16 protein-coding genes are annotated in these 15,670 nt (G+C 74.6%); 9 read left to right on the forward strand and 7 right to left on the reverse strand.

Translation table 11 applies throughout. The features are described 5' to 3' along the window. Positions 1-162: 162 nt before the first annotated feature. Together ABD993_RS19845 and ABD993_RS19850 are read right to left on the reverse strand one after the other, a co-directional pair. Positions 163-1,173 carry a sigma-70 family RNA polymerase sigma factor gene (locus ABD993_RS19845; protein ID WP_425569057.1) on the reverse strand — a complete coding sequence of 337 codons (1,011 nt, stop codon included), beginning with the start codon at positions 1,171-1,173 and terminating at the stop codon, positions 163-165. Between the two features lie 265 nt (positions 1,174-1,438). Next, a complete protein-coding gene (locus ABD993_RS19850; protein ID WP_345420399.1) occupies positions 1,439-2,707 on the reverse strand; it encodes an alpha/beta fold hydrolase in 1,269 nt (422 codons plus the stop codon). Between the two features lie 263 nt (positions 2,708-2,970). On the opposite strand from ABD993_RS19850, the gene ABD993_RS19855 reads away from it, so the two are divergent. The 3 genes from ABD993_RS19855 (at position 2,971) to ABD993_RS19865 (ending at position 5,525) form a co-directional block, all read left to right on the forward strand. Continuing rightward, positions 2,971-4,716, forward strand: a complete 1,746-nt coding sequence (locus ABD993_RS19855; RefSeq protein ID WP_345420402.1) for a PHA/PHB synthase family protein — start codon at positions 2,971-2,973, stop codon at positions 4,714-4,716. A 34-nt stretch (positions 4,717-4,750) separates the two neighbouring features. Beyond that, on the forward strand, positions 4,751-5,176 hold the full coding sequence (locus ABD993_RS19860; protein WP_345420405.1) for a helix-turn-helix domain-containing protein: 426 nt from the start codon (positions 4,751-4,753) through the stop codon (positions 5,174-5,176). 73 nt (positions 5,177-5,249) lie between these two features. Next, positions 5,250-5,525: a hypothetical protein gene (locus ABD993_RS19865; protein WP_345420408.1), complete on the forward strand. Its 276-nt coding sequence runs from the start codon at positions 5,250-5,252 to the stop codon at positions 5,523-5,525. Between the two features lie 11 nt (positions 5,526-5,536). Here the strand turns inward: ABD993_RS19865 and dtd are convergent, their stop codons facing one another. Together dtd and ABD993_RS19875 are read right to left on the reverse strand one after the other, a co-directional pair. After that, the gene (gene dtd / locus ABD993_RS19870; protein ID WP_345420411.1) at positions 5,537-5,962 is read right to left on the reverse strand and encodes a D-aminoacyl-tRNA deacylase; all 426 of its coding nucleotides are present in this window, start codon (positions 5,960-5,962) and stop codon (positions 5,537-5,539) included. A 10-nt stretch (positions 5,963-5,972) separates the two neighbouring features. Next, positions 5,973-7,454, reverse strand: a complete 1,482-nt coding sequence (locus ABD993_RS19875; protein WP_345420414.1) for a DUF7782 domain-containing protein — start codon at positions 7,452-7,454, stop codon at positions 5,973-5,975. Positions 7,455-7,477: 23 nt separating this feature from the next. Here ABD993_RS19875 and ABD993_RS19880 point away from each other — a divergent pair, with 23 nt between their 5' ends. Genes ABD993_RS19880 through ABD993_RS19890 form a run of 3 tightly spaced genes read left to right on the forward strand, consistent with a single transcriptional unit; the run spans position 7,478 to position 8,934 of the window. Beyond that, a complete protein-coding gene (locus ABD993_RS19880) occupies positions 7,478-8,050 on the forward strand; it encodes an HhH-GPD-type base excision DNA repair protein (protein WP_345420417.1) in 573 nt (190 codons plus the stop codon). A gap of 24 nt (positions 8,051-8,074) precedes the next feature. Further along, positions 8,075-8,503 carry an ArsR/SmtB family transcription factor gene (locus ABD993_RS19885; RefSeq protein WP_345420420.1) on the forward strand — a complete coding sequence of 143 codons (429 nt, stop codon included), beginning with the start codon at positions 8,075-8,077 and terminating at the stop codon, positions 8,501-8,503. Between the two features lie 50 nt (positions 8,504-8,553). Further along, positions 8,554-8,934, forward strand: coding sequence for a DUF3099 domain-containing protein (locus ABD993_RS19890; RefSeq protein WP_425569058.1), 381 nt, complete (start codon positions 8,554-8,556; stop codon positions 8,932-8,934). On the opposite strand, the gene ABD993_RS19895 is transcribed toward ABD993_RS19890, so the two are convergent. Then, entirely contained in the window at positions 8,903-9,862 is a 960-nt protein-coding gene (locus ABD993_RS19895) for a pseudouridine-5'-phosphate glycosidase (protein ID WP_345420502.1), read from the reverse strand. The genes ABD993_RS19890 and ABD993_RS19895 overlap by 32 nt on opposite strands. Positions 9,863-9,872: 10 nt before the next feature. On the opposite strand from ABD993_RS19895, the gene ABD993_RS19900 reads away from it, so the two are divergent. Next, the gene (locus ABD993_RS19900; RefSeq protein ID WP_345420426.1) at positions 9,873-10,118 is read left to right on the forward strand and encodes a DUF3039 domain-containing protein; all 246 of its coding nucleotides are present in this window, start codon (positions 9,873-9,875) and stop codon (positions 10,116-10,118) included. 3 nt (positions 10,119-10,121) lie between these two features. On the opposite strand, the gene hrpB is transcribed toward ABD993_RS19900, so the two are convergent. Then, on the reverse strand, positions 10,122-12,617 hold the full coding sequence (hrpB, locus tag ABD993_RS19905; RefSeq protein ID WP_345420428.1) for an ATP-dependent helicase HrpB: 2,496 nt from the start codon (positions 12,615-12,617) through the stop codon (positions 10,122-10,124). A gap of 178 nt (positions 12,618-12,795) precedes the next feature. Then, positions 12,796-13,155 carry a DUF3040 domain-containing protein gene (locus ABD993_RS19910; RefSeq protein ID WP_345420431.1) on the reverse strand — a complete coding sequence of 120 codons (360 nt, stop codon included), beginning with the start codon at positions 13,153-13,155 and terminating at the stop codon, positions 12,796-12,798. Positions 13,156-13,292: 137 nt separating this feature from the next. Between ABD993_RS19910 and ABD993_RS19915 the strand changes: the two genes are divergently transcribed. Further along, the gene (locus ABD993_RS19915; RefSeq protein WP_345420434.1) at positions 13,293-14,483 is read left to right on the forward strand and encodes an acyl-CoA dehydrogenase family protein; all 1,191 of its coding nucleotides are present in this window, start codon (positions 13,293-13,295) and stop codon (positions 14,481-14,483) included. Then, on the forward strand, positions 14,476-15,636 hold the full coding sequence (locus ABD993_RS19920) for an acyl-CoA dehydrogenase family protein (RefSeq protein ID WP_345420437.1): 1,161 nt from the start codon (positions 14,476-14,478) through the stop codon (positions 15,634-15,636). Before ABD993_RS19915 ends, ABD993_RS19920 begins: the two co-directional genes overlap by 8 nt. The last annotated feature ends 34 nt before the right edge of the window (positions 15,637-15,670 follow it).

Below are 15,670 nucleotides of genomic sequence, written 5' to 3' on the forward strand. Positions count from 1 at the left end.
AGCCCGCCCCGTCGGACGGGTGCGGGGCAGGCCGGGCCGGACAATGACCACCGGTCGACGTCGTCCCGACTCGTGGGGAGCCCGGAGGGCGACGTCGGCCGCTCACGCGAGAGGCGCGGCACCGGATCGGTGCCGCGCCTCGTCCGCGCCGGGGGACCGGGATCAGCTGGCGTAGGCCCGCAGCCGGTCGGCGCGTTCGCCGACCCGCAGCTTGGCCATGACCTCGCGCTCGATCTGGCGCACCCGCTCGCGGGAGAGCCCGAAGCGGCGGCCGATCTGGTCCAGGGTGCACGGCTGGCCGTCGTCTAGGCCGTAGCGCATCCGGATGACCAGCTGCTCACGCTCCTCGAGGGTGCCGAGGACGCGGCGCAGGTCGTCGTGCAGCAGGTGGCTGATCACGGTGTTCTCCGCGTCCGCAGCCTGGTCGTCCTCGATGAAGTCCCCGAGCGGGGCCTCCTCGTCGCTGCCGACCGGCATGTCCAGGCTCACCGGGTCCCGCGCGTGGTCGAGCAGGTCCGCGATCTTCTCCTCGGGCAGCCCGGACTCGGCGGCCAGCTCCTCGTGGGTGGCCTCGCGGCCCAGGCGCTGGTGCATGTCCCGCTTGATCCGCGCCAGCTTGTTCACCTGCTCCACCAGGTGCACGGGCAGCCGGATCGTGCGGGCCTGGTCGGCCATCCCGCGGGTGATCGCCTGCCGGATCCACCAGGTGGCGTAGGTGGAGAACTTGAAGCCCTTCGCGTAGTCGAACTTCTCGACCGCGCGGATCAGGCCCAGGTTCCCCTCCTGGATCAGGTCGAGCAGCGGCATGCCGCGCCCGGTGTAGCGCTTGGCCAGCGACACCACGAGGCGGAGGTTGGCCTCCAGCAGGTGGTTGCGGGCGCGCTCGCCGTCTCGCACCACGGCGCGCAGGTCGCGGGCGTAGTCCGCCGCCAGGGCGGTGCCCTCGGTGTCGAGGACGTGCTTGGCGAAGACCCCGGCCTCGATCCGCTTGGCCAGGTCGACCTCCTGCGCCGCGGTGAGCAGCGCGGTCTTGCCGATCCCGTTCAGGTACACGCGGACCAGGTCGGCCGCCGGGCTCTGCGCGTCGAGGTCCTCGGCCGTGAGCTCCGGCCGGACGTTCTCCTCGGTGGCCTCGCCCGACTCGTCCGCGGGCTCGGTCTGCGCGCTCCGCACCACCCGCCCGGCGGACGGAGTACGCTGGCCGGGAACGCGCGGATTCGTACCGCGGCCGGCCGTGGGTCGACCCGCGGTGTCGTCGGCAGGAGCGGCTGCGGGATCCACCGTCGTTGCCAGTGTCATGGACGTTCCTCCCCTAACGCGACCCGGGCGGTTCGCCGTGGAGGCCTTCCGCCGGGGTTCTACAGGGTTGAACGCAGGACGTCGGATAAACGTTCCCGGCCCCGCGCATCCGCCGTGCGGGTGAACGGGGCCGGGACGGTCAGGCGACGCCGGTGATCCCCGCCGTGGAGTGCCGGTGCACCTCGTCCATCAGCGCGGGCCAGTCGTGGTGCAGCGCCCTGTGCCCGGTGAACAGGCCGAGATGGCCGCCCGCGGCGGTCCGCCTCACGATCTGCGACGCGGGCGTGGACACGTGGTCGGCGATGGCGAAGAGCTGCTCCGGCGGCGTGATGTGATCCGTGGCACCCGCCAGCAGCAGGACCGGGCAGTCGATCGCCGACAGCCGCACCGGGCGCCCACCGACCTCGAGGTCACCGCGGACCAGCTTGTTCTGCCGGAACAGATTGTCCACCAGCCACAGGTAGAACGCCCCGGGCACGTCCTGGGTGTGTTTGAACCAGTCCTCGAAGACCCGGTACCGCTCCACGTGCTCCGGGTCGTCGACGTGCGCCAGCAGCTGCAGCTGGCGCGAGATCTCCGCCTGCGGCTGGATCATCAGGAAGTTGCTCAGCACCGCGGCGCCGGACATGGTGCCGCCGTTGGCCGCGACGAGCGCGCGGTAGGGCGCCATGCCGAGACTGCCGGACAGCGCCTTCGTCGACGCCGCGATGACCGACTCACCCGCGTGGAAGTCGATCGGCGCGCCGGCGAGGGTGAGGGTGTGCACGCGCTCGGGGTACAGCGCCGCGTAGATCGCCGCGAGCCAGCCGCCCTGACAGTCCCCGACGAGGTTGGCGCGCCCGCCCATGCGCCGGATCGAGCGGTCGACCACCTCGATGTAGTCCTCGACGGTGACCCGCTTGGTCTTCGAGGTCGCCCCGCGCCACTCGAGCGCGTAGAGCCGGGTGAGCCCGGCCTCGCGGATCGCGGTGAGCTGGCTCTGCCCCGGCGCGAAGTCGACGACGGTGGAGCTGTGCCCGGCCTGGGGCGGTAGCACGAGCGTGGGGACGACGGCGTCGTCCCGGTGCTCGTCCAGGGTGAAGTCCCGCAGTCGCGCGAAGTCGGTCTCCAGGGCTGTCCGGTTGGCCAGGTGGAACCGCGGCTCGGCGCGGTCCGCGATCGTCGACAGCCACAGGGCCGTGCGGGCGGGCGCCGCCCACGGCCTGCGCGCCGTCGACCACCACGCCGCTCCCGCCGCCCGTGCCGCGGCCTCCGCCGTCCGCGCCGCGGTGCGTGCGCCGTAGCGCATCAGGAACCGGTAGGGATGATCGGCCGCCGGGCCACCGACCTGGGGCGGGATCGCACCGGGCGCGGTGTCCTCGTGGACGACGGAGGTCGGATCCCCCGCCGCCGTGATCGCGCTGCTCATGGTCGTCTCCCATCGCCTGTGATGTCGACCTTGCTACCGGAGAGTAGGTCGTGATGGGTATCCCTAGCAACAGCGGGGCTACTCGGGGGTAGTGCTTGCTATACCAAGCGCTGGTGACGGGGCATACAGAGTGACGTGGGTCGACTCCGGACCGCTACCGACGCGTACCCCCTCACCATGGGTGAACCCACTGCGGTGAGGCCGGTTCCGGCCCCGCGGGACCGGGTACCCCACGCACGTACTCCAGGGAGGGACCACGGCCGATGACGTCCAGCAGCACACCGGACACGGGATCGACGGAGGACCGCGCGCGCCGGATCGTCGGCGGCGTACGCGAGGCGCTCGACGCGAAGGCGCTCGTCGCGAAGGTCGACCCGATCGGCTTCGGGCCCGCGCTGGCGGGCGCGGTGCGGTCGGCGGCCGCGCATCCGGGAGCGGTGGCGCGCACCGGTCTCGGCTGGGGACTGGACGCGGGTCGGGCCGGACTGGTCTCCGCCCTGCGGGCCGTCGGGAGCACGTCGGGCGGGCCCGCGGTGCTGCCCGAGAAGGACCCCCGGTTCGCGGACCCGGTCTGGGAGGAGAACGCCTGGTACTGGTTCTGCCGCCAGCAGCACGCGCTGCTCGCGGACCGGCTCTCGACGCTCTCGCGAACACTCGAGCTGGAGCCGACCGCGCGGCGCAAGATCGACTTCCTGCTCGACCAGGCCGTGCAGGCCGCGGCCCCGCAGAACTGGCCGCTGTCCAGCCCGGGCCTGGTGCAGAAGGCCTTCCAGACGGGCGGGCGCAGCGTCGTCCGCGGGCTGCACAACGCGCTGCGGGACGTGGTGCAGAACGGCGGGATGCCGCGCCAGTACACCCCCGGTGAGTTCACGGTCGGGCAGGACCTGGCCACGACCCCGGGCAAGGTGGTCTACCGCAACCGCCTCATCGAGCTGATCCAGTTCGCCCCGCAGACCCCCAAGGTCCGGGCGATCCCGCTGCTCATGAGCCCGCCGTGGATCAACAAGTACTACATCATGGACCTGGCGCCGGGCCGCAGCCTCGTCGAGTGGGCGGTGCAGCACGGGCACACCGTGTTCATGATCAGCTACCGCAACCCGGACTCGTCGCTGCGCGACCTGACCATGAGCGACTACCTGCGCGAGGGCCCGGTTGCGGCGCTCGACGCCGTGCAGGAGATCACCGGGGCGGACAAGGTCAACGTGGCCGGGCTCTGCCTCGGCGGCACGATCGCGGCCTCCACGCTGGCCTGGCTGGCCGCGCGCGGGGACGACCGCGTCAACTCGCTGACGCTGATGAACACCCTGCTGGACTTCACGAAGCCCGGCATGCTCGGCGTCTTCGTCGACGAGCCCACGGTGGACCGCCTGGAGCGGGTGATGGCCAAGGACGGGTACCTGCCCGCGGCCAGCATGAAGCGCACCTTCGACCTGCTGCGCGCCACCGACCTGGTCTGGAACTACGTCAACACCAGCTGGCTGCAGGGCGGCGACCCGGTCCCGTTCGACATGCTGACGTGGAACGCGGACTCGACCCGCATGCCCGCCGAGATGCAGACCGAGTACCTGCGCACGCACTACCTGCGCAACGAGCTGGCCGAGGGCAAGCTCGAGCTGGCGGGGGAGCGGTTGGACCTCGGGGACGTCACGCAGGACGCGTACGTGATCACCGCGGAGCGGGACCACATCGCGCCCTGGGAGTCGGTGTACCTCGGCGCGCGCAGGCTGGGCGGCACCGTCCGGTTCGTGCTGTCGAACTCCGGCCACATCGCCGGGGTGGTGAACCCGCCCTCGCCGAAGTCCCGGCACTGGTTCTCCGAGACCGCGGAGCTGCCCGCGAGCTCGCAGGACTGGCGAGACGACGCGGCCGAGCACCGCGCGAGCTGGTGGGAGGACTGGGCGCCGTGGATCACCGAGCGGGCGGGGGACCTGCGCACGCCGCCGGACTTCGGGAGCGCCGCGCTGCCCGTGCTCGGGGACGCGCCGGGCGAGTACGTGTCCCGTCCCTGACCGCCCCACTTGCGCGTCCGGGAGACTGGGACGCATGACGACGGGTGATGCCGGGCCGCGCGCGGAGCGCGCGACGCGCGGCGACGGCTGGTCCCAGCAGGTCAACGCGCTCGGAGGGTTCATCCGGGCGCAGCGCCAGATGGCCAAGCTGTCGCTGCGCGAGATGGCGTCGATGACGCGGGTGTCCAACGCCTACCTCAGCCAGGTGGAGCGCGGCCTGCACCAGCCGTCACTGAAGGTGTTGCACTCGATCGCCGACGCCCTGCAGCTCAACACCGAGCAGCTGCTGCGCCAGGCGGGCTGGGGGGAGACCCCGGCCGCGAGCGGCGTGGCGCCCGGCGCGGGCGAGCCCGGCTCCCGGGTGTCCTCGGTCGAGGAGGCGGTCCGCGCCGAGACCCGCCTCACCGAGGAGCAGAAGGCCGCGATCATCGGCGTCTACCGGAGCTTTCTGGACGCCTGAGCTGCGGTGGTTGACATACTTAACGCTCGTGCGTAGTTTCGGTAGCACCGAAGCCACACATGGAGGTTCACTCATGTCCACCACCACCGACCGCATCACCGACTTCGCCAAGCGCGGCCAGGACGCCGTCTCGGGCGCCTTCGGCACCTGGACGGACGCGGTCACCGCCCTCACCCCGTTCCGCCCCACCGCCGAGGACGCGCGCGGCCTGCTCGACAGCGGCTTCACCGCCGCGCAGAAGGTCCTCCAGGTCCAGCGCGACTTCGCCCGCGGCGTCCTCGACGCCGGTGTCCAGGTCGTCGAGAAGGCGACCGAGGTCGGTGACGAGGCGCGCTCGACCAAGGCCTGAGCGCCCGACCCTCAGGTCTCGACGAGGATCGTGAACGGGCCGTCGTTGACCGACGCGACCCGCATGTCCGCGCCGAACACCCCGGTCTCGACGTGGGCGCCGCGCTCGCGCAGTGCGGCGACGACCGCGTCGACGAGGGGGGCGGCGACCTCCGGACGGGCGGCGGCGGTCCACGAGGGGCGGCGGCCCTTGCGGGTGTCGCCGTAGAGCGTGAACTGGCTGACCACCAGCAGCGGAGCACCGGCGTCCGCGCAGGACCGCTCGCCGTCCAGCAGGCGCAGCTCCCAGAGCTTGCGGGCCATCCGGTCGACGTCCTCGGGGCCGTCCGCATGGGTGATCCCGAGCAGGACGAGCAGTCCCTCGCCCTCGATCGCGCCGACGATCCGCCCACCGACCTCGACGGACGCGCCGCGGACCCGGGCCGCGACGGCTCTCACGCCCGGGCTCTCACGCGGGGACCAGCACGCCGTGTCGCACGAGCTCCCGCACCGCGGGCAGGGCGGCCCGGACCAGCGCGTCCACCGGCCGGTCGTGGGCGAACGAGAGCAGGGCGAACAGGTCGTCCAGGGGGAGGGCGCCGGAGCAGCCCGCCAGCAGGGCGGCGGCGGGCTCGTCCACCTCGTGCCGCCACTGTGGACCGTCGGCGAGGACGACCGCCGCACCGGCGTCCGTCCAGCCCTCGGCGCCCGCGACGGAGTAGCGCTCCAGGGTGGCGCCGGGGGACAGCCGCAGCCGGGCGCCGAGCAGGGCCTCGTCCGAGGCGTGCGCGCCCAGCCAGTCGATGCGGTCCAGCCACTCCGCCATCTCGAGGTTGAGCGGGTCGGCGAGCTCGCCGGGCAGGTCCTCGACGACGACCTCACCGGGCCGCCCGGCCCCATCGTCGGAGTGGCGGCGCAGCAGCAGGAACCCGAACCCGACGGCCTCGACGCGCGCGGCGTCCAACCAGTCCAGCCACTCCGACGCGGCCGCGCGGGTGGCGGGCGCGCTCAGGTCCAGCCCGGCGTCCCGCTGCCAGGTGCCCACGTGCAGGGCCGGGTCGGTGACCTCGCGCTGCAGGATCCAGGCGTCGCAGCCCGCGGGGATCCAGGACCGGACGCGCTCCGGCCAGTCCTCCCCCCGGACGTGCAGCCACGAGCCGAGCAGCTGGGCGCGGCCGCCCGGGTTCAGTCGCGCGGGCAGGTCGGCGAGCAGCCCGGCCAGCGCGGCGTCCCCCGCCCGGCCGGAGTCCCGGTACACGTACTCGACCCGTGCGGGCCCGGGGACGAACGGGGGGTTGGAGACGATCGCGTCGAACCGGCGGTCGGCCACCGGAGCGAGCCAGGGCCCCTCGACGAGCTCGACGGTGCGCACACCGGACAGCGCGAGGGTGGCGCGGGCGACCTCGAGCGCGCGGGGCGCGACGTCCGTGGCGACCACCCGCCCGGAGAACCGCGAGGCGTGCAGCGCCTGCACCCCGCAGCCGGTGCCGAGGTCCAGGGTCTCCCGGACCGGCGTCCTGATCAGCGACGACGCCAGCGTGAGCGACGCCCCGCCCACCCCGGTGACGTGGTCGCGGTCCTGGCGCGCGGCGGGGGTGTCCAGATCGGACAGCACGTACCAGTCCGCCTCGCCGCCGACGTCCGCCTCGCCGTAGGGGCGCAGGTCCATCGCGGCCCGGTAGCCCTCGGGACCGGAGGTGAGCAGCCCGCCTGCGACCAGCGCGTCCAGCTCCGGGAGCGGGGGCTTCTCCTCGGCACCGCCGAGCAGGAACAGCCGGACGAGCGCGCCGAGCGTCCCGGCGTCCCGGGTGGCGCGGGCGGGGGCCTCCAGCTCGCCGCGGGTCAGCGCGGCGTGGGCGCCGGGGCCGAGCAGCGCCCGCACCCCGGTCGTGGTGAACCCCTGCTCCAGGAGGGTGTCGCGGAGCCGGGCACACAGATCGTCGGGGAGCACGCCGTGACGCTACCGTTGGGCGCGTGCTGAGCCTCTCCCAGGACGCGGCGGCGGACGCCCTGCTCGACCGCGATCCCCTCGCCCTGCTCACCGGCATGCTGCTGGACCAGCAGATCCCCATGGAGCGCGCGTTCTCCGCCCCCGCCGAGCTGGCCGCCCGGCTGGGCACGGACACCCTCGACGCCCGGCGGATCGCCGAGTACGACCCCGAGGCGCTCGTGGAGATCTTCGCCCGCACCCCGGCGCTGCACCGCTACCCCAAGTCGATGGCGGGCCGGGTGCAGGCGCTGTGCCAGGCCGTCGTCGAGCGCTACGCCGGGGACGTGACCGGTGTCTGGTCGGACGTCGCGGACGGGCGGGAGCTGTTCCGGCGGCTCTCCGCGCTGCCCGGGTTCGGCACACAGAAGGCGCAGATCTTCGTGGCGTTGCTGGGCAAGCAGCGCGGGGTCACGCCGGAGGGCTGGCGCGAGGCCGCGGGCAGCTACGGGGACGAGGGCTCGTTCCGGTCGGTGGCGGACGTCGTCGACCAGGGGTCGCTGGAGAGGGTCCGCTCCTTCAAGCAGGCGGCCAAGGCCGCGGCGAAGGCGGGCGGCTGAGCGGGCGCGCGTAGGATCACCGACGTGCACAAGGTCCCCACCGACCGTCGCGACCTGCGGGTCATCGATCCCGACCAGGTGTGCGACGCCACCGCCGTGCTGGCGGACGGCGAGCGCGTGCAGCGGGCGGCCACGGTGCTCGACGCGCTCGGCGAGGTCAACCGGCTGTCCATCCTGCTGGCCCTGCAGCACGCGGGCGACCTCTGCGTCTCGGACCTGGCCGTGGCCGTCGGGATGAGCGACTCGGCGGTCTCGCACGCGCTGCGGCTGCTCCGCGCGCACGGGATGGTCACGGCGCACCGCGAGGGCAGGCTGGTCCGCTACCGGATCACCGGCGGGCTGGCGAAGCGGCTGCTGGAGGTCGTCTCCGAGGAGGCCGTGGGGCCGGTGCGGCTGCACGCGCACGGAGACGCGGTCGACCCTCGCCACGGCGAGCGGGATGACGACGCGTAGCACCCCTTCGTGGCGAGGTGAACGCGCGTACCGTGGCGGCGGGTGCCACGATGAGAACGCACGATGGGAACGGAGGTGGTCCCTTGACGACCGAGTCCAGTCGTCCGCCGGGCCGGGACGCCGATCCCGTGCTCATCACGGACGCACAACGCTCCTACGACGAGGAGCTCGCGGTGCGCAAGCGCCGCTACAAGATCACGATGGGGATGCGGATCCCCTGCATGATCCTCGCGGCCGTGTTCTACAACATCCCCTGGCTCGCGGTGACCCTGCTGGTCATCTCGATCCCCCTGCCGTGGATCGCGGTGCTGATCGCGAACGACCGGCTCCCGCAGAAGCGCGAGAAGGTCAACCGCTACAAGCCCGAGCGCCTCGAGCTCGAGGACCGGGAGCACCTCGTCATCGACGAGTCCCCGAAGTCGGAGAGCTGAGAGCCACCGCGACCTGCGCGGCGAGCCGCGCGTTCGCCCGCACGAGCGCGACGTTCGTGTCCAGGCTGGCCCCGCCGCTGGCGGAGTGGAAGTGCTCCAGCAGCGCCGGGGTCACGTCCTTGCCCGTGATCCCGCGCTCCGCCACGAGGGCGAGGCCCTCGGCGAGCAGCCGGTCGTGGAGGGCCTCGTCCAGCTCGTCCTGCTCGGGCACCGGGCGGGCCAGCACCATCCCCGATCCCGTCCCGTGGGCGGCCCAGATCCGCGCGGCCCGGTCCGGTGACTCGACGCGCCAGGGCACCGGGAAGCCCGAGTCCCGCCGGTAGAAGCCGGGGAAGCGGTCCGTGCGGTAGCCGAGCACCGGGACCGAGGAGGTCTCCAGGACCTCCAGCGTGGCGCCGACGTCCAGGATCGACTTCACCCCCGAGCACACCGTCAGCACGGGGGTCACGGCCAACGCGGGGAGGTCCGCGGAGACGTCCCAGGTCTCGCGGGCGCCGCGGTGCACCCCGCCGAGCCCGCCGGTCGCGAAGACCTCGACGCCGACGAGCGCGGCCAGCCGGGCGGTGGCGGCGACCGTCGTCGCGCCGGAGAGCCCGAGTCCCGCGGCGACCCCGAGGTCGCGCACGGACAGCTTCTCGACGGGCTCGCTGCAGATCCGGTCCAGCTGCCCGGCGGTGAGCCCGACGTGGGGCACGCCGTCGAACACGGCGATGGTGGCGGGGACGGCCCCGGTCGCGCGGACCTCGGCCTCCAGCTCGTCCGCCGCGGCGCGGTTGCGCGGGGCGGGCAGACCGTGGGCGAGGATCGTGCTCTCCAGCGCGACGACGGCGGTGCCGGCCGCGAGCGCGTCCGCCACCGCGGGGGAGACGACGGGGGACGTGCCGGGGGACCCGGTGGGGGAGCGCACGGGGGTGGCCACGTGGGGCATCATGGTGCACATGGCCACCCAGGTTCTGCCCGACACCGAGACTCGACCGGAGACCACCGAGTCCACCGGCTCCGACGAGCCGAAGATGTTCCACTACGTGAAGAAGGCGAAGATCGCCGAGAGCGCGGTGCTGGGGAACATGGTGGAGGCCCTCTGCGGCGAGCGGTTCCCGGTCACCAAGTCGCCCAAGCCCGGTTCGCCGGTCTGCCCGGACTGCAAGAAGATCTACGAGAGCCTGCCCGGCGACGGCTCCTGAGCCTCACGCGGGCCGGTTGCGGCCCGTCCGGCGGGTCGGGGTCGCGGTGCGCGGGTCCTCCGGCCAGTGGTGTCGGGGGTAACGTCCCCGCAGCTCCGCCCTGACCTGCGGGTATCCGGTGTCCCAGAAGGACTCCAGGTCGTCGGTCACGGCGGCCGGGCGGCCCGCGGGCGAGAGCAGGTGCAGCAGCACCGGCTCGCCCCCGATCCGCGGGCCCGCCCGCCAGCCGAAGGTCTCCTGGACCCGCACCGGCAGGACCGGCCGGTCGCCGGAGTAGTCGACCGCGACCTTCGAGCCGGTCGGCACCTCGAGGCGCTCCGGAGCCAGCTCGTCGATGCGGCCCGCGAGCGGCCAGCCGACGAGGGCGCGGAGCACGTCGCCCGCATCGACCGCGGCGAGGTCGGCGCGGCGGCGGGCCGAGGCCAGCCGGGCGGCGAGCGGACCGGCCGGGTCCTCCGCCGCCGCCAGCAGGTCCTCCTCCGCGACGCCCGTCCACGGCGCACCGAGCGTGCGGTGCAGGTGGGCGAGCCGCTGCCGCAGGACACGGTCGGCCCTGGACCAGCGCAGCAGCCCGGTGCCTTCGGCGCGCAGCCCGGTCAGCAGGGCCTCCCGGACGAGCGCGGGATCGGGATCGCGCAGCGGCCGCTGCTCCAGCACGATCGCGCCGAGCCTGCGGACACGGCGGGCCTGGACGTCCCCGTCCACCCAGGCCACCTCGTCGGTCTCGGCGAGCAGCGCGGCGGCGACCTCCTCGGCGAGGGCCCGGTCCGCTGCGGCGGCCGCCCGGACCCGCCCGTGCACGGCGCCGGGGGTGCGGTCGGCCACGGCGACCGCCAGCCACTCCCGGCCGCCCAGCGCCGGATCGCCGCTCAGCTCGACGGCGGTGCCCCCCGCCATGAGGAACACCGGCGCAGAGCCGGTGCGCCGCCGGGCCAGCCGCTCCGGATGCGCCAACCCCACGACCAGCGCCACGGCGCGCGCGGCGCCGAGGGCGGCCGGGTGGGGCTCTGCGCTGCCCGCGTCCGGGCGGTCGGGCTTCCGGGGGCGGAGCAGGGCGGTGAGGCGGGTGACCTCGGAACGCCAGCGTCCCACCGCGGGATGGTGGCCCGCGCGGAGGCGACCCAGCTCGGCGGCGAGGTCGACGCCGGAGGTGAGGGTGTCGTCGTCCAGCACCGCGACGATCTCGGCCGCCGCGCGGGCGCCGACGGCGTCGGCACCGTCCAGCAGGGCGCGGGCGAGGCGGGGGTGCAGGCCGAGGGTCGCGAGCCGCGACCCGCGGGGGGTGAGGGAGCCGTCGGGGGAGACCGCGCCCAGGGCGCGCAGCACCTCCCGGCCCGCGGCCAGGGGCCCCTCCGGCGGGGCGTCCCACCAGCGCAGCGCTCGGCCGTCCGGGGTACCCCACACAGCGAGGTCGAGCGCCAGCCGGGTGAGATCGGCGGTCCGGATCTCCGGCTCGGGGAACGGCGTGAGCAGCTGCCCCTCGGGCCAGCAACGCAGCACCGTGCCCGGCGCCTCCCGTCCGGCGCGACCGGCGCGCTGGTCGGCGACCGCGCGCGAGACCGGGACCGTGACCAGCCCGGACATCCCGCGGCGGTGGTCGACCCGCGGGACCCGGGCCAGGCCCGCGTCGACGACGGCGCGCACCCCCGGGACCGTCAGGCTGGACTCGGCGACCGCCGTGGCCAGCACGACCCGACGCCCGGAATCCCGCAGTGCGGCGTCCTGCTCCGCGGGGGACAGCCGTCCGTGCAGCGGGAGCACGGGTACTCCGGCGCCCCGCAGGGCCGACTCGGTGCGGCGGATCTCGCCGACGCCCGGCAGGAACGCCACCACGGACCCGTCGGTACCGCCGAGGGCCTCGCGGACCCCGCGCGCCACGCACGCCTCGATCCGCTCGCCCCGGTGCGGCGGCAGGTACCGGACGGCTACGGGGTACGTCCGGGCCGCCACCTCGACCACCGGGGCGTCGCCCAGCAGCGCGGCGAGCCTGCCCGCCGCGACGGTGGCGGACGCGGCCAGCACGGGGAGGTCCGGCCGCAGACCCTCCCGGGCGTCGAGCAGGAGGCTGAGCAGCAGGTCGGCGTCCAGGTGACGTTCGTGGCACTCGTCGAGCACCACGGCGCCCACCCCGGGCAGGTCCGGCTCGGCCACCAGCCTGCGCAGCAACAGCCCCGCCGTGACGATCTCGACGCGGGTGCGCGCGGAGCTGCGGGAGTCACCGCGCACGGCGTACCCGACCCGCTCCCCGACGGGCTCTCCGAGCAGCGACGCCATCCGCTGCGCCGCCGCACGGGCGGCGACCCGGCGGGGCTCGGCCACCAGGACCCGCCCCTCGACCGCGCCCGCGAGGGCGAGCGGGACGAGCGTGGTCTTGCCCGTCCCGGGCGGCGCGACGAGCACGGCCGAGCCGTGTGCGGTCAGGGTCCGGGTGATCTCGTCGAGGGCGGCGCGGACCGGCAGGTCGGGCAGCGCGCCGAGGTCGGCGACGAGGGCGGGCACGCGACCAGTCTCCCCGGTCGACCGCGGGCGGGGCCTGCGGCCCGGCCCGGCGACGATCCACGGCTGCGCGCGACGAGGTGAGCGTCGGTGGGCGCGCAGCACGGACCGCGGGGGGTCGTGCGCAGGCGGGTTCCGAAAGACGGCCGGGTGGCCGTGCCCGGGTTCCGTGCGGGGCCGGTCAGGCCTCGGCGGTCCCCGAGGTGCTGGCCCGCCGGGTGGCGGTGGCGTCGACCGCGGCTCTCGCCCGGGCGAGGTTGCGGGTGACCAACGCGATCAGGCCGAACGTGCCGACCACCGCGACGAGCACGGAGACGGCACCCCCGAGCCCCCCGACGACGCCGGCCACGACGACCAGCACCAGGGCGATCAGCCCGAACACGATCCGCGCGACGCGGACCTCGCGGGAGGTGGGATGGGCCTCGCGGCGGAAGCGGCCGCCGAGGTCGGGGAACTGGCCGAGCAGGCGCTGCTCGAGCTCCTCGAGCTGCTGCCGCTCGGCATCGGTCAGGCGCGGGGGACGGGACTCCGGGACGCTCACCCCTCCGTCATACCCCCGAACAGGGGGTTGCGACACATCTCCGTCGATGTGGGCGACACCCGGTCGGTGAACAGCCGTGTTCGAGGGGCGAGCGGCCGGCCCTATCTTAACGATCGTTCATCTCCTATCGTCGGGCCATGAGCACCGTTGCCGACCGGACCCGGGTGGCCGAGGCCGCCGAACGGGTGGTCCGGGACCATGACCCGAAGGGCCCGACCCGTGATTTCCTCGCCGCCGCGTTCGACGCGGGGCTGGCGTGGGTGCACTTCCCCGAGGGTCTCGGGGGGCTCGGGGTCTCCCGGGGCCTGCAGGCCGTCGCGGACACGATCCTGCAGGACGCGGGCGGGCCGGTGCCCTTCTCGCAGAACCCCATCGGGTACGGGATGGCCGCACCGACCCTGCGCGAGCACGCTCAGACCGACGAGCTGAAGCGCGAGTGGCTGCGCCCGCTCGCCTCGACCGAGAACATCTGGTGTCAGCTGTTCTCCGAGCCGGGCGCGGGTTCCGACCTGGCCGGGCTCGCCACCTCGGCCGTCCGGGACGGCGACGAGTGGGTGATCAACGGGCAGAAGGTCTGGACCTCGCTGGCCCACCGGGCGAGCTGGGCCCTGCTGCTGGCCCGCACCGACCCGGACGTGCCGAAGCACAAGGGTCTGACCTACTTCGTGCTGGACATGCACGCGCCGGGCGTCGAGACCCGGCCGCTGCGGCAGATGACCGGGCAGGCCGAGTTCAACGAGGTCTACCTGTCCGACGCCCGGATCCCCGACGCGCACCGGCTCGGCGCCGTCGGCGACGGCTGGCGGGTCGCCATGACCACGCTGATGAACGAGCGCAGCTCGATCGGCGCGGGCGGCAGCAAGCGGGGCAGCGGGACGATCGCGGACGCCGTCGGCCTGTGGGCCGCGCGCCCGGACCTGCACACCCCCGTGCTGGAGGACCGGCTCACCCGGCTCTGGCTGCGCAGCGAGGCCCAGCGGCTGACCTCCGAGCGCTCCCGCGCGGCGGCCACGGTCGGCGGGCCCGGCCCGGAGGGCTCGGTCGGCAAGCTGGTCGGCGCCGAGCTGAACCAGCAGGTCTACGCCTTCTGCATGGATCTGCTCGGCCCGGAGGGCCTGCTCTACCACGACTACACCCTGCGAGACGTCGAGCGGGACGACGACTGGCGCGGGCCCCTGCAGCAGCGGTTCCTGCGCGCGCAGGCCAACACCATCGAGGGCGGCACCTCGGACGTGCTGCGCAACATCCTCGGCGAGCGGGTGCTGGGGCTGCCCGGCGACCTGCGGGCCGACTCGGGCAAGGCGTGGAAGGACGTGCCCCGTGGCTGACCACTTCGTGACGACCGACGAGCAGCGCGAGCTGCGCACCGCCGTGCGCAAGTTCGCCGCCGAGCAGTCGGACGAGCAGACGGTCCGCAGGCTCATGGAGTCCGATCCGGGCTTCGACACCGGGGCCTGGGCGCGGCTGGGCGCCGAGCTGGGCGTGCTCGGGCTGGCCGTCCCGGAGGCCGACGGCGGGGCGGGCGGCACGCTCGTCGACCAGGCCGTGGTGGTGGAGGAGCTCGGCGCTTCGCTGTTCTGCGGGCCGGTGTTCGGCACCGTGCTGCTGGCGATCCCGGCGCTGGTCGCGGCCTCGCCGGGCGAGGTGCGGGACGCGGTCCTGGGCCCGCTGGTGGAGGGCGCGCGCACGGCGGCGTTCGCGGTGGGGGACCGGGCGGGCGCGTTCGACGCCTCCGCGGTCACGGTCACGGCGAGCGGGGACACCCTGACCGGCACCGTCGAGCGGGTGGTCGACGCGGGCGCCGCGGACGACCTGGTGGTCGCCGCGACCGGACCGGACGGCGTGGGGCTCCACGTGGTCGACGCCGCGGGCCCCGGGGTGGAGCGCACCGCGCTGACCACGCTGGACCTCACCCGCCGCCAGGCCACCGTGCGGCTCTCCGACGCGCCCGCGCGCCTGCTGGCGGGGCCGGACGAGGCCGAGCGGGTGATCACGCACGCGTTGCGGGTCGGTGCGGCGCTGCTGGCCGCCGAGCAGGTCGGCGGAGCGCAGCACCTGCTGGACCTGTCCGTGGAGTACGCGAAGGGCCGCCTGCAGTTCGGCCGCCCGATCGGCTCCTTCCAGGCGGTCAAGCACCGGCTGGCGGACATGCTCGTCGACCTGGAGCACGCCCGGTCCACCGCGTACCACGCGGTCTGGGCGCTCGACGACGGCTCGGACGACCCCGCCCTGTCCACGAGCATCGCCCAGGCGACCTGCTCGGAGGCCTACGCCGGGATCGCCTCGGCCGCGGTGCAGGTGCACGGCGGCATCGGGTTCACCTGGGAGTACCAGGCCCAGCTGTACTTCAAGCGGGCGGTGACCGATGCGGTGCTGCTGGGCGGCGCGGAGGAGCACCGGGCCCGGATCGCCCGGCTGGTCCTCGCGACGGCCTCGGCCGACGGCGCCCCGCGGGTGGCCACCGGCACCGAGGTGCGCTGAGGCTGGTCCGAACGCCGGATTGCGGCCCGGGGGG

It is taken from the genome of Pseudonocardia xishanensis (assembly GCF_039541715.1).
Taxonomy (GTDB): domain Bacteria; phylum Actinomycetota; class Actinomycetes; order Mycobacteriales; family Pseudonocardiaceae; genus Pseudonocardia; species Pseudonocardia xishanensis.